The following is a 17644-nucleotide window of genomic DNA, read 5'->3' on the forward strand; positions in this document are numbered from 1 at the left end:
CCTAGTCACTGCGCCGGCTACCCCGTCTTGCCCACCTGGTCCGATGTCTCCTCCTCCACGTCCGCCCCGGCGGGGTCGAGGAGGCGGGAGAGGAAGTGGCGGGTGCGGGCGTGGGTGGGGTCGCCGATGACCTGGGCGGGCGTGCCGTCCTCGACGATCACACCGCCGTCCATGAAGACGACCCGGTCGGCGACCTCCCGGGCGAAGGTCATCTCGTGGGTCACCACCATCATCGTCATGCCGTCCCGGGCCAGCATCCGCATCACCGCCAGGACGTCGCCCACCAGCTCCGGGTCGAGCGCCGAGGTCGGCTCGTCGAACAGCATCACCTGGGGGCCCATCGCCAGCGCGCGGGCGATGGCGACGCGCTGCTGCTGGCCGCCGGAGAGGGAGGAGGGGTAGGCGTTCGCCTTCTCCGCGAGGCCGACCCGCTCCAGGTTCTCGGCGGCCACCTTCGCCGCCCGCGCCTTGTCACGGCGGAGCACCCGGCGCTGCGGCAGGGTCAGGTTCTCGGTCACCGTGAGGTGCGGGAAGAGGTTGAACTGCTGGAAGACCATGCCGATGCGGCGGCGCGCGGCGTCGATGTCGACGTCGGGGTCGGTCAGTTCGGTGCCGCCGACGAAGACCTGGCCCTTCGTCGGCTCCTCCAGGAGGTTCACGCAGCGCAGCAGCGTCGACTTGCCCGAGCCGGACGGGCCGATGACGCAGACGACCTCGCCCTGTCCGATCTCCAGGTCGATGCCGCGCAGCACCTCGTTGTCGCCGAAGGACTTGTGCAGTCCGCGGACGTCGATCTCGGGTCGGCTCATTTCACGGCCTCCTGGGCCTTCGCCTCCATACGGCGCACGACGAAGCCGAGCGGGATCGTGACCAGCAGGTAGCACAGGCCGGCGACGAGGATCGGCGTGGAGTTGGCGGTCTGGCTGGCCAGGTCGCGGCCGTACTTCGACAGTTCGCGCTCCTCCAGGGTGACGCCGAGGAACAGCACCAGCGAGGAGTCCTTGAACAGCAGGACCAGTTCGTTGGTGAGCGGCGGGAGGATGACGCGGAACGCCTGCGGGATGATGATCGAGATCATCGCGCGGGCCGGGGAGAAGCCCAGGGAGCGGGCGGCCTCCATCTGCCCCTTGGGCACCGCCTGGATGCCGGCGCGGATCGTCTCCGCCATGTACGCGGCGGCCACCAGGCCGAGCGCCAGGGCGACCTTGCCGTAGGTGCCGCCGATGATCTCGGTGCCGGGGAAGGCGAGCGGGACCGCCACACCGATGAAGATGAAGATCAGCAGGGCGGGCAGGCCGCGGAAGATCTCGATGTAGATGCCGGCGAGCCACCGGTAGGGGCCCACCGACGACAGCCGCATCAGGGCGATGACCATGCCGAGGGCGAGTCCTACGGCGAACCCGGACACCGTGTACAGCACGGTGTTCTTCAGCGCCAGCGTGATGACGTCGGGGAACATCCGCTCGGCGATGTCGGCCTGCGCGAACTGGTTCTGCAGCCGCCCCCAGTCGGCCGAGACCGCGAAGGCGATCACGGCGGCGACGAAGACGACGTACTGCGCGCCGCGCGAGATGCTCCGCTTCTGTCGGCGGGTCAGGCCCTTCTTCGTGGGCTGGGGGCGTACGTCCGTGTCGGTCATGGGGTCAGGACGCGGAGGGCGAGGCGGACGGGGCGGCGACGGACGGGTCGTAGGGGCCGATCCACTTCTCGTACAGCTTCTTGTAGGTGCCGTCGGCCTTGGCGTCGGCTATCGCCTTGTTGATGGCGGCGACCAGCTTGGAGTTGCCCTTCTTCACCGTGAAGCCGTACTGCTCGCCGGTCTTGAGGTTGTCGACCACCTTGTAGGCGTCCGCGTTGGCCTTGTCCTTGAGCCAGCCCTGGACGACCGGGTAGTCGATGACGACCGCCTTGACCTGGCCGGTGCGCAGGCCGTTCAGGACGGCGTCGGAGGACTCGAAGGAGACGGGGTCGAAGCCCTTGCTGTTGGCGTAGTCCTCGCCGGTGGTCTGCGCCTGGGCGCCGAGCTTGACCTTCTTGGCCTTGACGTCGGCGAGGGAGTTCACGCCGCTCTTCTTGTCGACCAGGACGGCCTGGGTGGCGTCGAAGTACGGGTCGGAGAAGTCGACGTTCTTCTTGCGCTCCTCGGTGATGGTCATGCCGGCCGCGGCGACGTCGCACTCGCCGGAGTTGAGGAAGGCACCGGTCTTGAAGTTCTCGAAGGGGGTGTCGCGGATCGCCTGCTGCACGCCCAGGTCCTTGGCGACCAGGTCGATGAGGGAGACGTCGAAGCCCTGCACCTTGCCGTCGACCTCCGACTGGAACGGCGGATACGGCAGGTGGGTACAGGTGGTGAGCTTGCCCGCCTTGGCCAACTCGACCCCGCCCGCGGCGGTCTTGGAGCCGCCGCCGTCGGTGGAGGTGCAGCCGGCCACGACGAGCATGAGGCCCGCCGTCGCGGTGGTGGCGGCCAGGGCACGGGTGCGACGCCCGAGGAGCGTGTTCACGGCGGGCCTTCCTGTGGGAGAGCTTTGGGTTCCGATTATAAGGATAAGTTTGAGTCTCTCAAACCAATCCCATGGTTGTGGAGCCCCTTGGCCTACGAAGTAGCCAGGCGGGGGGTGAGTGGGGTGCCAGTTACTCTCGACACCTCTACCCCGAGAGTGAAGAGAGCACCGCAGTGACGCACCCCTTCCTGGACCTGACCCCGCTGAGCGCCGCCCGGTTCGCCTCGATCGAGGACCGGGTGGCGCGACTGCTGGACACCCGGCAGGACGTCGTGATCATGCAGGGCGAGGCGCTGCTGCCGCTGGAGGGCGCGATACGGGCGACGGCCGGCCCCGGCACGACCGCGCTGAACGTGATCACCGGCCCGTACGGGCAGACCTTCGGGGACTGGCTGCGGGACTGCGGTGCGACGGTGATCGACCTGGCGGTGCCCTTCCACACCGCGGTCACGGCCGAGCGGATCCGGGCGGCCTTCGCCGAGCACCCCGGCATCGACTTCGTGTCGCTGGTGCACGCGGAGGCCGCGACCGGCAACACCAACCCGGTCGCGGAGATCGGCGAGGTGGTACGGGAGCACGGTGCGCTGTTCTACCTGGACGCGGTCGCCTCCGTCGGGGCCGAGCCGGTACTGCCGGACGCCTGGGGGGTGGACCTGTGTGTGATCGGGGCACAGAAGGCGATGGGCGGTCCGGCGGGTGTGTCGGCGGTGTCGGTGAGCGAGCGGGCGTGGGCGCGGATGGCGGCGAACCCGCGGGCGCCGCGCCGGTCGTACCTCTCCCTCCTGGACTGGAAGGAGCGCTGGATCGACGGCGGCCGCAAGGCCCTGCTGCACGCGCCCGCCCAGCTGGAGATGCTGGCGCTGGAGGCGTGTGTCGAACGGATCGAGGAGGAGGGTCTGGACGCGGTGATGAGCCGTCACGCGCGCGCCGCCGCGGGCGCGCGGGCCGGGGCGGCGGCCCTGGGCGTGCTCGAACCGTATGTGCACGAGGCGCGGGACGCGGCGCCCGTCGCGACGACCCTGCGGACACCGTCGGGGATCGTGGCGTCGGAGCTGGTGAGCAGGGCCCTGGAGGCGGACCCGGCGCTGCCGCTGGCGGCGGGCGGGGGTGCGCTGGCCGGGGAGATGATCCGGGTCAACCACTACGGGGCGGACGCGACGCCGGGGGCGGTGCGCAGCTGCCTGGCGGCACTGGGCGGGGCGCTCGCCGGGAAGGGGCTCGTGGTGGACCTGGGGGCGGCGCTGAACGCGGTCGAGCACGCGTGGCGGTGAGGTTCGCCCAGAGCTGAGGGCGACACCGTCGTCCGTGGGTCCTGGGACGCTCGCCGTATGACCACCGAGACTCCCGGGACCCTTCCCGACGGCCGCCCCGTCCCCCTCATGACCGGCGACGAGCGCACCATGCTCGAGAGCTGGCTGGACTTCCACCGCGCCACGCTGGAGCTCAAGTGCCGCGGGCTGGACGACACGCAGGTCCGGCTCACGTCCGCCGAACCGTCGGGACTGACGCTGCTCGGGCTGGTGCAGCACCTCGCGGAGGTCGAACGGAACTGGTCCCAGCGGGTGTTCGCGGGGAGGGACGTACCGCCGGTGTTCGAGGAGGAGACCGGGTACACGCTCACGCCCGGGCGGGGGCTCGACGAGGCGCTGACCGTCTGGCGGCGGGAGATCGCGCGGGGACGGGAGCTGTGCGCCGGGCGGTCGCTGGAGGACACCGGGCGGATCGCCGACGGTCCGATGGCCGGTCTCGAGGTGAGTCTGCGCTGGATCCTCATTCACCTGATCGAGGAGTACGCCCGGCACAACGGCCATGCGGACATCCTTCGGGAACGCATCGACGGAGTTACCGGAGTATGAATTAAAGGCAATTCCAGAATTCTTTAAAAGCATAGCTTCCCGTATTCTTCTGCCCGCTTTCCCCGTACCTAAACGCAAAGATTTTGCGAACACGGAGCGGGGTGATTCGGGCAGATTCCGTGAGGGTTGCGACCTTGTGACGCGTTCCACAAGTGCGCCTTTTTGCCCTTTTCACGGTGGAAAAATGCGGGCATAAAGCGCATTCCCGCGCACCTGCCCCCGCACGCGCGATAACACATCCACCGCCCGTACGTAACCCCGAGCGGCCATGCATTTTTGAATTTCCCTGGGTAAATTGAATTCGCATGACTGCCGCACCAGCAGACCTACTCATAGACCACCCGACGGTGGCCGACGGGGCCGCGCTATGGCGGATGGCCAAGGAGTCCGGAAAGCTCGACCTGAACTCCTCGTACAGCTATCTGCTGTGGTGCCGTGACTTCGCCGGTACGTCGGCGGTGGCCCGCGGGGCCGACGGAGAGCCCGTCGGCTTCCTCACCGGCTACCTGCGCCCGGGGCGTCCGGAGACCCTCCTCGTGTGGCAGGTCGCCGTCGACGCCGCGCAGCGGGGGCGGGGGCTCGCCGCCCGGCTGCTCGACGGGGTGACCGCGCGTGTCATGGCCGAGCACGGCGTGACGTCCGTCGAGACGACGATCACGCCGGGAAACACCGCCTCCGAGCGGCTGTTCACGTCGTTCGCCGCCCGGCACGGCGCCGCCGTCGAGCGGGAGGTCCTGTTCGACCGGGAGCAGTTCCCGGACGGCCCGCACGACCCCGAAGTCCTGTACCGCATCGGCCCGTTGCACCACCCGTCGCATTGAGGAGCGATTCGCCGTGACCATCACCCAGCCCGACCTCAGCGTCTTCGAAACCGTGGAGTCCGAGGTGCGCAGCTACTGCCGCGGCTGGCCCACCGTCTTCGACCGTGCCAGCGGCAGCCGCATGTACGACGAGGACGGCCACAGCTACCTCGACTTCTTCGCCGGCGCCGGATCACTCAACTACGGCCACAACAACCCTGTGCTGAAACGCGCGTTGGTCGACTACCTGCTGCGCGACGGGGTCACCCACGGCCTGGACATGTCGACCGTGGCCAAGCGCTCCTTCCTGCAGACCTTCCAGGACCTCGTCCTGCGCCCGCGCGACCTGCCCTACAAGGTCATGTTCCCGGGGCCGACGGGCACCAACGCCGTGGAGGCCGCGCTGAAGCTGGCGCGGAAGGTGAAGGGGCGCGAGTCGATCGTGTCGTTCACCAACGCCTTCCACGGCATGTCCCTCGGGTCGCTGGCCGTCACCGGAAACGCCTTCAAGCGCGCCGGCGCGGGCATCCCGCTGGTGCACGGCACCCCGATGCCGTTCGACCGCTACTTCGACGGCACGGTCGAGGACTTCCTCTGGTTCGAGCGGCTCCTGGAGGACCAGGGCTCGGGCCTGAACAAGCCCGCCGCCGTGATCGTCGAGACCGTGCAGGGCGAGGGCGGCATCAACGTCGCGCGTCCGGAGTGGCTGCGTGCGCTCTCCGAGCTGTGCGAGCGCCAGGACATGCTGCTGATCGTCGACGACATCCAGATGGGCTGCGGCCGCACGGGCGCCTTCTTCTCCTTCGAGGAGGCGGGGATCGTGCCCGACATCGTCACCGTGTCCAAGTCCATCAGTGGCTACGGACTGCCCATGTCGCTGTGCCTGTTCAAGCCCGAGCTGGACGTCTGGGAGCCGGGCGAGCACAACGGCACGTTCCGCGGCAACAACCCGGCCTTCGTCACCGCCACCGCGACGCTGGAGACGTACTGGGCCGACGGCTCCGCCATGGAGAAGCAGACCCAGGCGCGCGGCGAGCAGGTCGAGCAGGGGCTCATCTCGATCACCGAGGAGAACCTGGCCGACGTCAAGGAGTACCGCGGCCGCGGTCTCGTCTGGGGCCTGGAGTTCCACGACAAGGACCGCGCCGGGAAGGTCGCCAAGCGCGCCTTCGAGCTCGGGCTCCTGGTCGAGACCTCGGGTCCGGAGAGCGAGGTCCTCAAACTGCTCCCGGCCCTCACCATCACGCCCGAGGAGCTGGACGAGGGCATGCGCGTCCTCGCCCGCGCCGTACGGGAAACCATCTGACGAGGAGGAATCGCACCCCGTGATCGTCCGTTCGTTCAAGGACATCGAAGGAACCGACCGGCATGTGAGGTCGGCGTCCGGCACCTGGGAGAGCAAACGCATCGTGCTCGCCAAGGAGAGGGTCGGCTTCTCGCTGCACGAGACGGTTCTGTACGCCGGGACCGAGACGTCCATGTGGTATGCCAACCACATCGAGGCCGTCGTCTGCGTGGAGGGCGAGGCCGAGCTGACCGACCACGAGACCGGGCAGTCGCACACCATCACGCCCGGCACCATGTACCTCCTCGACGGTCACGAGCGCCACACGCTCAGGATCAAGGAGGACTTCCGCTGCATCTGCGTCTTCAATCCGCCCGTCACCGGACGGGAGGACCACGACGAGAACGGCGTCTACCCGCTGCTCACCGAACCCGAGGAGGTGTGAAGGATCATGACCACGACCATCGCCACTGATCTGTACCCCAGCCGCGGAGCCACCGAGGTGGCCGTCCCCCGGCAGGACCCGGTGGTCTGGGGCTCCCCGGGAACGCCCGGTCCCATCACCGCGGGTGACCTGGAGGCGTACGAGCGGGACGGCTTCCTCGCCATCGATCAGCTCATCACGGACGACGAGGTCGCCGTCTACCGGGACGAGCTGAACCGGCTGGTGGCCGATCCGCGGATCCGGGCCGACGAGCGGTCGATCGTCGAGCCGAAGTCGCAGGACATCCGGACGGTCTTCGAGGTCCACAAGATCAGCCAGTTGTTCGCCCAGCTGGTGCGCGACGAGCGGGTCGTCGGGCGGGCCCGGCAGATCCTCGGCTCGGACGTGTACGTCCACCAGTCGCGGATCAACGTCAAGCCCGGCTTCGGCGCCTCCGGGTTCTACTGGCACTCGGACTTCGAGACCTGGCACGCCGAGGACGGCCTGCCGAACATGCGCACGGTGTCCGTCTCGATCGCTCTGACCGAGAACTACGACACCAACGGCGGGCTGATGATCATGCCCGGCTCGCACCGGACCTTCCTCGGGTGCGAGGGCGCCACGCCGAAGGACAACTACAAGAAGTCGCTGCAGATGCAGGACGCGGGCACGCCGTCGGACGAGGCGCTGACCAAGATGGCGTCCGAGTACGGCATCAGGCTCTTCACGGGCAAGGCCGGTTCGGCGACCTGGTTCGACTGCAACGCCATGCACGGGTCGGGCGACAACATCACGCCGTTCCCGCGCAGCAACGTCTTCATCGTGTTCAACAGCGTGGAGAACGAGGCCGTGGAGCCGTTCTCGGCACCGGTACGCCGCCCGGAATTCATTGGGGCTCGGGACTTCACGCCGGTGAAGTGAGGGCCTCGGCCGGGGGTCCGGGGGTTGCCCCCGGAAGACGCAGCATCGGGGCGCGGGACTTCACGCCGGTGAAGTGACCTCGGCCTGACCCCGGGGTGCGGGCGGTGCCACCGCGAGTCGGTGGCACCGCCCGCTTCCGTATGTCCGGCCGGACCAGGGTGCGTTCAGCCGGAGAGGACGTCCAGCAGCCGGTCCACGTCCGCGGTCGTGTTGTACAGATGGAAGGCCGCGCGCAGGTTGCCCGCGCGGTTGGAGACCTGGATGTCCGCGTCGCTCAACTTCGGCTGGCGGTCGCCGAGTCCGGGCACGGAGACGATCGCCGAACCGGGCGCGGGCACGGGCTCATGGCCTAGCGCGGCGAGTCCGGCCCGGAAGCGGTCGGCGAGCGCGAGGTCGTGGGCGCGGACGGCGTCCACACCGAGTTCCTCGATCAGATCGAGGGAGCGACGCAGCCCCGCGAAGGTGAACAGGGCGTGAGTGAGGTCGAACCGCCGTGCCGAACGGGCGAGTTCGGCCACCGGCCCGTAGCAGCTGTCCCACGGCCGCTCCGCCGCGACCCAGCCCGCGAGCACGGGCGACAGCCCGCCGAAGTCCTCCGGGACCACCAGGAAGGCCGTGCCGTGCGGCCCGAGCAGCCACTTGAAGGAGACGGCGGCGGAGTAGTCGTACGCGTCGGCGTCCATCGGCAGCCAGCCCGCGGCCTGGGAGAAGTCGACGTAGGTGCGCGCGCCGTGAGCCCGGGCCGCCTCGCGCAGGGCGGGCAGGTCGGCGACGCGCCCGTCCGCGGACTGGGCCGCGCTGACCGCGACGAGGGCCGTGCCGGGACGCACGGACTCGGCGATCCCCTCCAGCGGCACCGTGCGGACCTTGAGGTCGCCGCGGATGTGGAACGGGTTCAGCACGGAGGTGAAGTCGTCCTGTGCGGTGAGGACCTCGGCGCCCGCGGGCAGCGCGGCGGCGATGACACCCGTGTGCGCGGCGACCGAGGCGCCGACCGCCACCCGGGTGACGGGGACGCCGGCGAGCCGGGCGTACGCGGCCCGGCAGGCCTCCACGTCCTCGTACAGCGAGTTCAGCGGCCTGCCCTCGGCCCGCAGCAGCGCCGCCTCGTGCAGGGCGTCGACGGTACGGGCCGGGAGCAGGCCGTTGCTCGCGGTGTTGAGGTAAATGGTCTTCGGGGCGAACTCGGAACGGACGAGGGTCTCGAAGGTCTCCATGAGTCCACTGTGGGCCCCGCCAACCTCATAGTCCATTGCGGATCTCTACGGGATTTCCCCAAGGGTCCCTTATGGGTCTGCCCCGACCTGCGCCTTTCCCAGCGCGTCGGACTCAGCCCCGCTGCGGCACCGCGCACCCGTCAGGGCCGCACACGTCCGCATCGCCCTCGTCGAGCAGCTTCAGCGGCGGCCGCTCGCCCCACGCCTGGGTGAGCGCCTGGGCGAAGACCTCGGCGGGCTGGGCTCCGGAGACGCCGTACTTGCGGTCGAGGACGAAGAACGGCACGCCGGTCGCGCCGAGCTGGGCCGCCTCACGCTCGTCGGCACGGACCTCGTCGGCGTACGCGGCCGGGTCGGCGAGCACCTTGCGGACGGCCTCGGCGTCGAGACCCGCCTCCACGGCCAGCTCCACGAGCCGCTCGGCGCCCTCGGAGAACAGGGACCGCTCCTCGGCGAAGTTGGCCCGGTAGAGGATCTGGATCAGCTCGTCCTGCCTGCCCTGCTCCTTGGCGAAGTGCAGCAGGCGGTGCATGTCGAAGGTGTTGCCGTGATCGCGGTCGCGGGTGCGGTAGTCGAGGCCCTCGGCGGCGGCCTGCGCGCCCAGGTTGTCCTCGCCGGCCAGCGCCTGCGCCTCGCTCATGCCGTACTTCCGGGTGAGCATGGTGATCACGGGCTGGACGTCGTCCTTGGCACGGTCCGGGTCAAGCTCGAAGGAGCGGTGCACCACCTCGACGTCGTCACGGTGCGGGAAGGCCTCGAGAGCCTTCTCGAAGCGGGCCTTGCCCACGTAGCACCAGGGACAGGCGATGTCGCTCCAGATCTCGACGCGCATGGTGTCGGCTCTCTCCAGGGTTGTACGGTACGGAGACTCCCTCCGCAGACTGCATGAACGTTCAAGCAGTTCCGTTTCATTCCCCGCCCGCCGCCACTGAGTAGCGCAGGCAGAGGTGGTGGTCCCCCTCGGCGGGCGGGTTCTCCGGGTCCGGTTCCCACCCCAGGCGGGCGTAGAAGGCCTGGGCCCGCCGGTTGTCGACATGGACGTCGAGGACGGCACCGCGCCGGCCGTCGGCCCGCCACTGCTCCACGCAGGCCGCGTGCAGGGCCGTACCGATGCCGCCGCGCCAGTGGTCGGGGTCGACGTGGAACTGGAACAGCTTGACGATGTCCGCGGGGGCGCCTTCCGGGGTGCGGAAGGAGGCGAGGCCGACGATCCGGCTCCGCTCGACGACGCACAGCACGTGGCTGCCGGGCAGCTCGACGGCCCTACGCCAGTTGGCCACCCAGTCCGTACCGTCGTCGGGAAGGCCGTCCGGGTAGTACGTCGCCCGGGCCCGCGCGTGCAGCGCCGCGACGGCCCGCGCCTCGGCGGGCAGGACGCTGCGGATCACTCGGCTTCCGGTCACTCGCTCGATCATGCAAAGGACGACGCGACCCCGGCGGCGGCCGGTTCCAGCGATACGGTGGAGGGAAGGCCGCGATGTCCCCCGTCATGGAGGCACGATCACGGATCCCCTCACGCGGAACACACAACTGGCCGACGGGAGACGCCGGCCGGGGTCGTCCCCCGCCCTCACCCTCACCGCCGCCCTGCTGGGCTTCGCCCTGATCACCCTCGACGCGTCCGTGGTGAACGTGGCCCTGCCGTCGATCGGCGCCGAGCTGGGCGGCGGAATGGCGGGCCTCCAGTGGGTGGTGGACGCGTACACCCTCGCCTTCGCGTCCCTGATGCTCTCCACGGGCGCCTTCTCGGACCGGGCCGGGGCCAGCCGCGCGTACGCGATCGGCATCGCGCTCTTCACGCTCGCGTCGGCGGCCTGCGGCCTCTCGCCCAGCCTGCCGGCGCTGATCGCTGGGCGCACGGTGCAGGGGCTCGCGGCGGCCGTCGTCCTCCCGGCGTCCCTGGCGCTGGTACGGCAGGCGTACCCGGATCCGGCCCGCCGGGCCAGGGCGACGGCCGCGTGGACGGCGGGCGGTTCGGTGGCGGTGGCCCTGGGTCCGGTGGCGGGCGGGGCGCTGACGACGGCCTGGGACTGGCGGGGCGTCTTCTTCATCAACCTGCCCCTGGGCGCCGTGGCCCTCGCCCTGCTGCTGCGCGCGCCCCGCTCCGAACGCCGCCCGGCGCCCCTGGACCTGCCCGGCCAGGCAACGGCCGCACTGGCCCTCACCGCCCTCGCCTTCGCGGTGATCGAGCGCGGCCCCGCGGGGTGGGCCACCGCTGTCGTGGCCGCTGTCGCGGGGGTCGCGTTCCTGCGGATCGAGGCGCGGCAGCCGAACCCGGTCGTCCCGCCGGCGTTGTTCCGCAGCCGGGAGGTGACCGCGGCGGTCGCGGCGGGCGCCGCGTGCAGCGTGGCCTTCTACGGTGTGGTGTTCGTCTTCTCCCTGTTCTTCCAGCAGCTGCAAGGCCGCTCCGCGCTCCACGCCGGGCTGGTGTTCCTGCCGATGACGGCACTGATCGGAGTGACGAACGTGCTGGCGGGCAAGCTGGCCGGGCGTTACGGCCCACGACTGCCGATGCTGCTGGGCCAGGGCCTGGCCGTCGCGGGCCTGCTGGCCCTGCTCCTCGTCGACGCCGGCACGTCGCCCGGCCTGGTGGCCGCGCTGTTCGTCCCACTGGCGCTGGGCTGCGGGCTCACCGTGCCGCCGCTGACCGCCCTGATGATGGACGCGGTGCCCGGTGAGCGCGCAGGTCTGGGCGCGGGCGTCCTCAACGCGGCCCGTCAGGTGGCCGGCGGTCTGGCCATCGCCGTCTTCGGGGCCCTGGTCTCCGGCGCCTTCGTCCCGGGCATGCGGCTGTGCCTGGCCATCGCGGCGGGCCTGTTCGGGGTGACCTGGTTCCTCAGCTTCCGTCTCTCAGGTCGCGCGGCCAGTTGGGCCGGAACTCGATGTGGTCGTAAGTGACCACACACCCCTCCCCCATCGGCGACTGCGCCAGGAATCCGACCAGCGCGGCCCCGGTCTCCTTCTCCTCGCCCAGCGTGAACAGCCGCACGAAGATCCAGCGCTCACCGTCCCGTGAGGCGTGGAAGGCGAAGGCCCGTCCGGTCCTGCTGACCCGCAGCCATATGGAGCTCCCGTCCACGGTGAAGGAGTTGGCGTCGTCGGAGTGCCCCCGGGTGACCACGGTGCACACGGTGGGCACGTCCGGGGAGTACTCCAGGCAGAACTTCGCCCAGGCCCGCTCCCCGACGTGGACGTACAGCACACCGGCGTCGAACGCCGCACCGAACCCCACGGTCACCCGGGCGATCAGCTGAAAGTCCCCCAAGGGCGCACCGAGCAATCGCGGCGCGTCGGACGCGGGATCCAGCCCCTCCCCGGTAGGCGGCACAAAACGATCCTGCCGCGGCCCGGCCCACCCGGTGAGCACGCCGTCCTCATAGGTCCAGTTGCCGTCGGGCCCGTAAGTGCGCAGGGGGAAAGGCAGTTCGGAAAGTTCGAAATCCATGTGCCGATGATCTCAGGCTCGGACGAGCCACCCATAGGGGCGCGGTGCTGTATCGATATGCGGCTCAGCCGCGTGGGCGCGACAAGCCACATCTGACCGTCAGCCCGCAAACGCACCGCACCCCGACGGCGCTACCGCTCCAGACGCCCGTTGAACCGCCGAGGCAGCCCCAGCGCGTTCTCGTCCCGCAGCTCCACCGGCAGCAACGTCTCAGGCGCCCCCTGATACACGACCGGCCGCAGCCACCGCTCGATGGCGGTACCGCCCACCGAAGTGGACGTGGACGTGGTGGCGGGGTACGGCCCACCGTGATGCTGGGCGGACGCCACGGCAACACCCGTCGGCCACCCATTGACCAGCACACGCCCGGCCAGTGGCGTCAGCTCCGCCAGGATCTCCGCCCCACGGCCCTTGCCCGCCGCCTCGTCGGCGGACAGGTGAACGGTCGCGGTGAGGTTCCCGGGCAGCCGGTCCAGCACGCTCCTGGCCTGCGCCTCGTCCTCGTAGCGCACGACGACGGTGACCGGGCCGAAGCACTCCTCCAGCAGCAGGTCGTGCTCACCCTCCGAGGCCAGCTTCGCCGCCGGAACCGTGAGGAACCCGGCGCTGACGGTGTGCTCGCCGCCCGCACCCGGGGTCACGGGCGTCTCGACGTCGGAGAGCTCCGCCCGCTCGGCGACCCCCGCGACGAAGTTGTCCCGCATACGGTGGTCGAGGAGAACCCCGGAGTCGGTGTCGCTGACGGCGTCCGTCAGCGACTTGACGAGCCCGTCACCGGCCTCGCCGGAGGGCACGAGCACGAGGCCCGGCTTCACACAGAACTGGCCGACGCCCAGTGTCATCGACCCGGCGAGCCCCTGGCCGATCGCCTCAGCCCGCTCCGCGGCGGCCGCCTCGGTGATGACGACGGGGTTGAGTGAGCCGAGCTCGCCGTGGAAGGGGATCGGGGTCGGGCGGGCGGCCGCCGCGTCGAACAGCGCCCGGCCACCGCGCACCGAGCCGGTGAAGCCGGCCGCGGAGATCAACGGGTGCTTGATGAGCTCGATGCCCGCCTCGAAGCCGTGCACCAGGCCCACGACGCCGGCCGGGATGCCGTGCTCCGCGGCGGCGCGGCGCAGCACGCTGGCGACCAGCTCGGACAGGGCCGGGTGGTCGGGGTGGGCCTTGACGACGACGGGGCAGCCCGCGGCCAGGGCGCTGGCGGTGTCACCGCCGGCGACCGAGAAGGCGAAGGGGAAGTTGGACGCCGAGTAGACGGCGACGACACCCAGCGGCACCTTGTAGCGGCGCAGGTCCGGGATGGGCGGGGTGGCGGTGTCGTCGGGGTGGTTGATGACGACGTCGAGGAAGGCGCCCTCGTCGACGATGTCGGCGAAGGCCCGCAGCTGGAAGCAGGTGCGGGCGAGCTCGCCGTTCAGCCGGACCGGGCCGAGCGCGGTCTCGGCGTCGGCGACCTCGACGAGGTGGTCCTTGGACGCCTGAAGCTGATCGGCGGCGCTGCGCAGGAAGGCGGCGCGGACGGCGCGGTCGGCGAGCGCGCCGCGCGTGTCATGCGCGGCGCGGACGGTGGCGTCCACCTCCTGGGCTGTGGCCTCCACCGCAACCTGTTCACGCTGCTTCCCGGTTCGGGGGTCGACACTCCAGACTGGTGCTGCTGCCACCGCGGGTCCCTCCACATGTAATGCCGCAGTACTTACTGTCACCACCAGGGTCGTTCGATATACTGAACGCCGTCTCTGATGATGAATGATGTCCTCGGAGACTATTTCCCGTCGAACGAAGGGGTCAAGCGCGATGTCGGCAGGCGAGACGGGGGGCGGGGCGCAGGTCAAGTCCGCGGTGCGGACGGTTGAGCTGCTCGAGTACTTCGCCGGCCGCCCCGGTATGCACTCCCTCGCGGCGGTCCAGGAAGCCGTCGGGTATCCCAAGTCCAGCCTCTACATGCTGCTGCGCACACTCGTGGAGCTGGGCTGGGTCGAGACGGACGCGACGGGCACACGGTACGGCATCGGCGTACGGGCGCTGCTGGTCGGCACGTCGTACATCGACGGCGACGAGGTGGTGGCGGCGGCCCGCCCGACGCTGGACCGGCTCTCCGACGACACCACGGAGACGATCCACCTGGCCCGCCTGGACGGTACGAACGTCGTCTACCTCGCCACCCGCCAGTCGCAGCACTACCTGCGTCCCTTCACCCGGGTCGGCCGCCGGCTGCCCGCGCACTCGACCTCGCTGGGCAAGTCGCTGCTGAGCACCTACTCCGACGAGCAGGTCCGCAAGATGCTGCCCGAGACGCTGCCGGCCCTGACCGAGCACACCATCACCGACCGGGAGAAGCTCATCGAGGAGCTGCACCTGGTGCGGGACCAGGGCTTCGCCGTGGACCGCGAGGAGAACACGCTGGGCCTGCGCTGCTTCGGTGTGGCGATCCCGTACCGCACCCCGGCGCGCGACGCGATCAGCTGCTCGGTGCCGGTGGCCAGACTCACCCCCGCCCACGAGCAGATGGTCAAGGACGCCCTGTTCGACGCCCGTGACCGGCTGACACTCGCGACCCGGAGGCTCTGAACTGTGCAGGTTGTACTGCGCGAGGTGCACGACAGCGACCTGCCGGTCTTCTACCGGCAGATGAATGATCCGCAGGCCGCCCGGATGGCGGCCTTCACCGCTGAGGACCCCGCCGACTGGGACGCCTTCGAGGCCCTGTGGAAACGCATCCGGTCCTCGGACGACATCGCGCGGACCGTCCTGGCGGACGGTGACGTGGTTGGCAGCGCGGCGGTGTACGGGGTGCCGGGTGAGCGCGAGGTGACGTATTGGGTGGATCGCGCGTACTGGGGGCGCGGTGTGGCGACGGCCGCGCTGCGGGGGCTGCTGGCCGAGGTGCCCGAGCGGCCGCTCTACGCCCGCGCGGCGGCCGACAACAAGGGCTCGCTGCGGGTCCTGGAGAAGTGCGGCTTCCAGGTCAGCGTGACGGCCAGGGGTTTCGCGAACGCCCGCGGCGAGGAGATCGACGAGGTCGTGCTGACGCTGGAGGGATGAGAGGCCGCTCCCCCGTGCGGCGGAGCGGGATCGTCACCGGGCGCGAGGCGGACCCGTCGGCGCCGCGCCGGCCCGGTCGCATGACGCGGTCCGGCACCCTCGCTCCCCGACGCCGGCCCCTGTACGCCGTCGGCGTCGCCTCCTGCGCGAGCAGCCCTTGGGGGCCGGGGACGTGAGGGGATTCGTGGGGCTGCTGTTCGGGCGGCGGGCGCGACGACGCTGGGTCCATCTGGTCCTCGGCGGCGCGCTCGCGATGCCGTACGTCTTCGTGGGCGAGGCCGTCCTCGGTCCGGCGACCGGGGCGCACAGCGCCTTCGGCTCCTTTCCGCTCCAACTCGCCTCCTTCGCCGCCGGGCTGCCCCTGGCCGCCCTGACCGCCGCCCTGTTCCCCATGGCCCGGCCGCTGGAGGCCGGCGCCGCGCGCGCCCTGTGCGGCATCGATCCCGATGCCCTCGCGTACGACGCCGCCCGCACCCGGGGCGCCAAGGCGCGTACCGCGGGCTGGTTCGCCCTGCACCTCGGGTTCGGCGGGGTGATCTCGGGGATGTCGCTGGCCGTGCCGCCCTTCGCGGCCGTCCTGATGGTGCTGCCCGTCGCCGTGGGTCTGGGCGACACCCGGCTCGGGCTGCCCGAAGTCCTCGGTGAGCCATGGGCGTTGGCGCTGGAGCCGGTCGCGGGCGGTGCTCTGCTCGCCGCCCTCGCCGGGTGCGCGGCCGGCTGCGGTGCGCTGCTCGCCCGCTGGGCGCCCGCGCTGCTCGGGCCGGCCCCCAAGGACCGGCTCGCCGCCGCCGAGGCCCGCGCGGCCGACCTCGCCGTACGCAACCGGCTCGCCCGTGAGCTGCACGACTCCGTCGGCCACGCCCTGAGCGCCGTGACCCTCCAGGCCGGTGCGGCCCGCCGGGTCCTCGACAGCGACCCGGAGTTCGTCCGGGAGGCCCTCGCGGCGATCGAGGAGACCACTCGGCGCACGGTGGGTGAACTGGACGCGGTGCTGGGCGTGTTGCGGGACGGCGACGCTCCCGGTACGGCCCCCGCGCCCACCCTCGACGCCGACCTCGACGGCCTGCTGCGCCGCACCCGCGCGGGCGGGCAGCGCGTGACGGCCACCGTCGAGGCGGCCGCCGGCTCCCTGCCCCCACTGCTGTCCCGCGAGGCCTACCGCATCGTCCAGGAGGGGCTGAGCAACGCCCTCCGCCACGCGGGCGGCCAGGCTGGCGTGGACCTGCGGATCGGTGTCGCCGACGACCACCTGGAGATCGCCGTCGAGAACCCCCTGAACGGCACCGCGCCCTCCCGTCCCGGTGGCGGCCACGGCCTGCGCGGCATCGCGGACCGGGCCCGCCTGCTGGGCGGCACGGCGGAGGCGGGCCCGCAGCACGACGGCACATGGCGACTGCGCGTCCGGCTGCCGATCCGCACGACAGGACCGACGATGAAGGAATCCGCGTGACCGAACCCACCATCCGTGTCGTCCTCGCCGACGACGAGCGCATGGTCCGCACCGCCCTGCGCGCCATCCTCTCCGCCGAGCCGGACCTGGAAGTGGTCGGCGAGGCGGCCACCGGGGCCGAGGCCGTGTCGGTCGTCCGGGAGGCGGCGCCGGACGTGGTACTGATGGACGTGCGCATGCCCGAGGTCGACGGCATCCGCGCCACCGAGCAGATCCTCGCCGGCCTCCCCGAGCCGCCGAGGATCGTCGTCGTCACCACCTTCGAGAACGACTCCTACGTCTATGACGCCCTGCGCGCCGGAGCCGCCGGGTTCCTGCTCAAGCGGGCCGACGCGGACGCGCTGGTCCAGGCCGTACGGCTGGTCGCGCGCACCGACAGCCTGCTGTTCCCGTCCGCGGTGCGGGCGCTGGCCACCGAGCACGCGCGCGTGCACGCCGCGCCCCCGGCGTGGGTGAGCGGGCTCACCGGCCGGGAGAGCGAGGTGCTGCGGCACATGGCCGGCGGGCTCACCAACGCCGAGATCGCCCGCCGTATGGGCGTCGGCCCGGCCACCGTGAAGACGCACGTGGCGGCCGTCCTGGCCAAGACCGGCACCCGCGACCGCACCCAGGCGGTCATCGCGGCGTACGAAGCGGGTTTCATGAACGTCCGATGAGAAATCCGCCTGGATGGGAACGATCCACTCGACGTCGCACGTCT

Annotated in this window: 19 protein-coding genes; 11 read left to right on the top strand and 8 right to left on the bottom strand. The window is 71.0% G+C overall.

The window, feature by feature from the left end; all coding sequences use genetic code 11:
- Positions 1-17: 17 nt before the first annotated feature.
- Genes IG99_RS00425 through IG99_RS00435 form a run of 3 tightly spaced genes read right to left on the bottom strand, consistent with a single transcriptional unit; the run spans position 18 to position 2504 of the window.
- Positions 18-809: an amino acid ABC transporter ATP-binding protein gene (locus tag IG99_RS00425; RefSeq protein WP_037668361.1), complete on the bottom strand. Its 792-nt coding sequence runs from the start codon at positions 807-809 to the stop codon at positions 18-20.
- Positions 806-1639 carry an amino acid ABC transporter permease gene (locus IG99_RS00430; protein ID WP_037668366.1) on the bottom strand — a complete coding sequence of 278 codons (834 nt, stop codon included), beginning with the start codon at positions 1637-1639 and terminating at the stop codon, positions 806-808. The genes IG99_RS00425 and IG99_RS00430 overlap by 4 nt, the downstream gene beginning before the upstream one ends.
- A 4-nt stretch (positions 1640-1643) precedes the next feature.
- Positions 1644-2504 (bottom strand): transporter substrate-binding domain-containing protein, encoded by an 861-nt coding sequence (locus tag IG99_RS00435; RefSeq protein ID WP_037668367.1) that lies wholly within the window; start codon positions 2502-2504, stop codon positions 1644-1646.
- A gap of 173 nt (positions 2505-2677) precedes the next feature.
- On the opposite strand from IG99_RS00435, the gene IG99_RS00440 reads away from it, so the two are divergent.
- The 6 genes from IG99_RS00440 to thpD all read left to right on the top strand — a co-directional run bounded on the left by IG99_RS00440 (position 2678) and on the right by thpD (position 7790).
- Positions 2678-3775: a pyridoxal-phosphate-dependent aminotransferase family protein gene (locus tag IG99_RS00440; protein WP_037668368.1), complete on the top strand. Its 1098-nt coding sequence runs from the start codon at positions 2678-2680 to the stop codon at positions 3773-3775.
- Between the two features lie 57 nt (positions 3776-3832).
- On the top strand, positions 3833-4360 hold the full coding sequence (locus IG99_RS00445; protein ID WP_037668370.1) for a DinB family protein: 528 nt from the start codon (positions 3833-3835) through the stop codon (positions 4358-4360).
- Between the two features lie 305 nt (positions 4361-4665).
- A complete protein-coding gene (gene ectA / locus IG99_RS00450) occupies positions 4666-5181 on the top strand; it encodes a diaminobutyrate acetyltransferase (RefSeq protein ID WP_037668371.1) in 516 nt (171 codons plus the stop codon).
- 13 nt (positions 5182-5194) lie between these two features.
- Positions 5195-6466, top strand: a complete 1272-nt coding sequence (ectB, locus tag IG99_RS00455; RefSeq protein ID WP_037668372.1) for a diaminobutyrate--2-oxoglutarate transaminase — start codon at positions 5195-5197, stop codon at positions 6464-6466.
- A gap of 19 nt (positions 6467-6485) precedes the next feature.
- The gene (locus IG99_RS00460; RefSeq protein WP_037668375.1) at positions 6486-6890 is read left to right on the top strand and encodes an ectoine synthase; all 405 of its coding nucleotides are present in this window, start codon (positions 6486-6488) and stop codon (positions 6888-6890) included.
- Positions 6891-6896: 6 nt separating this feature from the next.
- Positions 6897-7790: an ectoine hydroxylase gene (gene thpD / locus IG99_RS00465; protein ID WP_037668378.1), complete on the top strand. Its 894-nt coding sequence runs from the start codon at positions 6897-6899 to the stop codon at positions 7788-7790.
- Positions 7791-7954: 164 nt separating this feature from the next.
- Here thpD and IG99_RS00470 read toward each other — a convergent pair whose 3' ends face one another.
- The 3 genes from IG99_RS00470 to IG99_RS00480 all read right to left on the bottom strand — a co-directional run bounded on the left by IG99_RS00470 (position 7955) and on the right by IG99_RS00480 (position 10422).
- On the bottom strand, positions 7955-9007 hold the full coding sequence (locus IG99_RS00470) for an aminotransferase class V-fold PLP-dependent enzyme (protein ID WP_037668380.1): 1053 nt from the start codon (positions 9005-9007) through the stop codon (positions 7955-7957).
- Between the two features lie 112 nt (positions 9008-9119).
- Entirely contained in the window at positions 9120-9839 is a 720-nt protein-coding gene (locus IG99_RS00475) for a DsbA family oxidoreductase (RefSeq protein WP_037668383.1), read from the bottom strand.
- 76 nt (positions 9840-9915) lie between these two features.
- A complete protein-coding gene (locus IG99_RS00480; RefSeq protein ID WP_199815424.1) occupies positions 9916-10422 on the bottom strand; it encodes a GNAT family N-acetyltransferase in 507 nt (168 codons plus the stop codon).
- Between IG99_RS00480 and IG99_RS00485 the strand changes: the two genes are divergently transcribed.
- Complete coding sequence (locus IG99_RS00485) at positions 10421-11905, top strand: MFS transporter (protein WP_078947473.1); 1485 nt, start codon at positions 10421-10423, stop codon at positions 11903-11905. The genes IG99_RS00480 and IG99_RS00485 overlap by 2 nt on opposite strands.
- Here IG99_RS00485 and IG99_RS00490 read toward each other — a convergent pair.
- Together IG99_RS00490 and IG99_RS00495 are read right to left on the bottom strand one after the other, a co-directional pair.
- A complete protein-coding gene (locus IG99_RS00490) occupies positions 11844-12452 on the bottom strand; it encodes a DUF1349 domain-containing protein (protein WP_037668384.1) in 609 nt (202 codons plus the stop codon). The genes IG99_RS00485 and IG99_RS00490 overlap by 62 nt on opposite strands.
- 131 nt (positions 12453-12583) lie before the next feature.
- Positions 12584-14113: an aldehyde dehydrogenase (NADP(+)) gene (locus IG99_RS00495; RefSeq protein ID WP_078947474.1), complete on the bottom strand. Its 1530-nt coding sequence runs from the start codon at positions 14111-14113 to the stop codon at positions 12584-12586.
- 133 nt (positions 14114-14246) lie between these two features.
- Between IG99_RS00495 and IG99_RS00500 the strand changes: the two genes are divergently transcribed.
- From IG99_RS00500 to IG99_RS00515, 4 genes are all read left to right on the top strand, one after another.
- Positions 14247-15020: an IclR family transcriptional regulator gene (locus IG99_RS00500; RefSeq protein ID WP_037668386.1), complete on the top strand. Its 774-nt coding sequence runs from the start codon at positions 14247-14249 to the stop codon at positions 15018-15020.
- A gap of 3 nt (positions 15021-15023) precedes the next feature.
- Entirely contained in the window at positions 15024-15494 is a 471-nt protein-coding gene (locus tag IG99_RS00505; protein ID WP_037668387.1) for a GNAT family N-acetyltransferase, read from the top strand.
- Positions 15495-15666: 172 nt separating this feature from the next.
- Positions 15667-16944, top strand: a complete 1278-nt coding sequence (locus IG99_RS00510; protein WP_037668388.1) for a sensor histidine kinase — start codon at positions 15667-15669, stop codon at positions 16942-16944.
- Positions 16941-17600 (top strand): response regulator transcription factor, encoded by a 660-nt coding sequence (locus IG99_RS00515; RefSeq protein WP_037668390.1) that lies wholly within the window; start codon positions 16941-16943, stop codon positions 17598-17600. Before IG99_RS00510 ends, IG99_RS00515 begins: the two co-directional genes overlap by 4 nt.
- Positions 17601-17644 lie beyond the last annotated feature (44 nt).

The sequence above is a fragment of the Streptomyces griseus subsp. griseus genome (genome assembly GCF_000720255.1).
Taxonomy (GTDB): domain Bacteria; phylum Actinomycetota; class Actinomycetes; order Streptomycetales; family Streptomycetaceae; genus Streptomyces; species Streptomyces griseus_I.

What these genes read in the sequence shown, in the direction of transcription:
- IG99_RS00425 (WP_037668361.1), bottom strand. Translation starts at nt 809, where the DNA reads ATGAGCCGACCCGAGATCGACGTCCGCGGACTGCACAAGTCCTTCGGC.
- IG99_RS00430 (WP_037668366.1), bottom strand. Translation starts at nt 1,639, where the DNA reads ATGACCGACACGGACGTACGCCCCCAGCCCACGAAGAAGGGCCTGACC.
- IG99_RS00445 (WP_037668370.1), top strand. Translation starts at nt 3,833, where the DNA reads ATGACCACCGAGACTCCCGGGACCCTTCCCGACGGCCGCCCCGTCCCC.
- ectA (WP_037668371.1), top strand. Translation starts at nt 4,666, where the DNA reads ATGACTGCCGCACCAGCAGACCTACTCATAGACCACCCGACGGTGGCC.
- thpD (WP_037668378.1), top strand. Translation starts at nt 6,897, where the DNA reads ATGACCACGACCATCGCCACTGATCTGTACCCCAGCCGCGGAGCCACC.
- IG99_RS00470 (WP_037668380.1), bottom strand. Translation starts at nt 9,007, where the DNA reads ATGGAGACCTTCGAGACCCTCGTCCGTTCCGAGTTCGCCCCGAAGACC.
- IG99_RS00475 (WP_037668383.1), bottom strand. Translation starts at nt 9,839, where the DNA reads ATGCGCGTCGAGATCTGGAGCGACATCGCCTGTCCCTGGTGCTACGTG.
- IG99_RS00485 (WP_078947473.1), top strand. Translation starts at nt 10,421, where the DNA reads ATGCAAAGGACGACGCGACCCCGGCGGCGGCCGGTTCCAGCGATACGG.
- IG99_RS00480 (WP_199815424.1), bottom strand. Translation starts at nt 10,422, where the DNA reads ATGATCGAGCGAGTGACCGGAAGCCGAGTGATCCGCAGCGTCCTGCCC.
- IG99_RS00490 (WP_037668384.1), bottom strand. Translation starts at nt 12,452, where the DNA reads ATGGATTTCGAACTTTCCGAACTGCCTTTCCCCCTGCGCACTTACGGG.
- IG99_RS00500 (WP_037668386.1), top strand. Translation starts at nt 14,247, where the DNA reads ATGTCGGCAGGCGAGACGGGGGGCGGGGCGCAGGTCAAGTCCGCGGTG.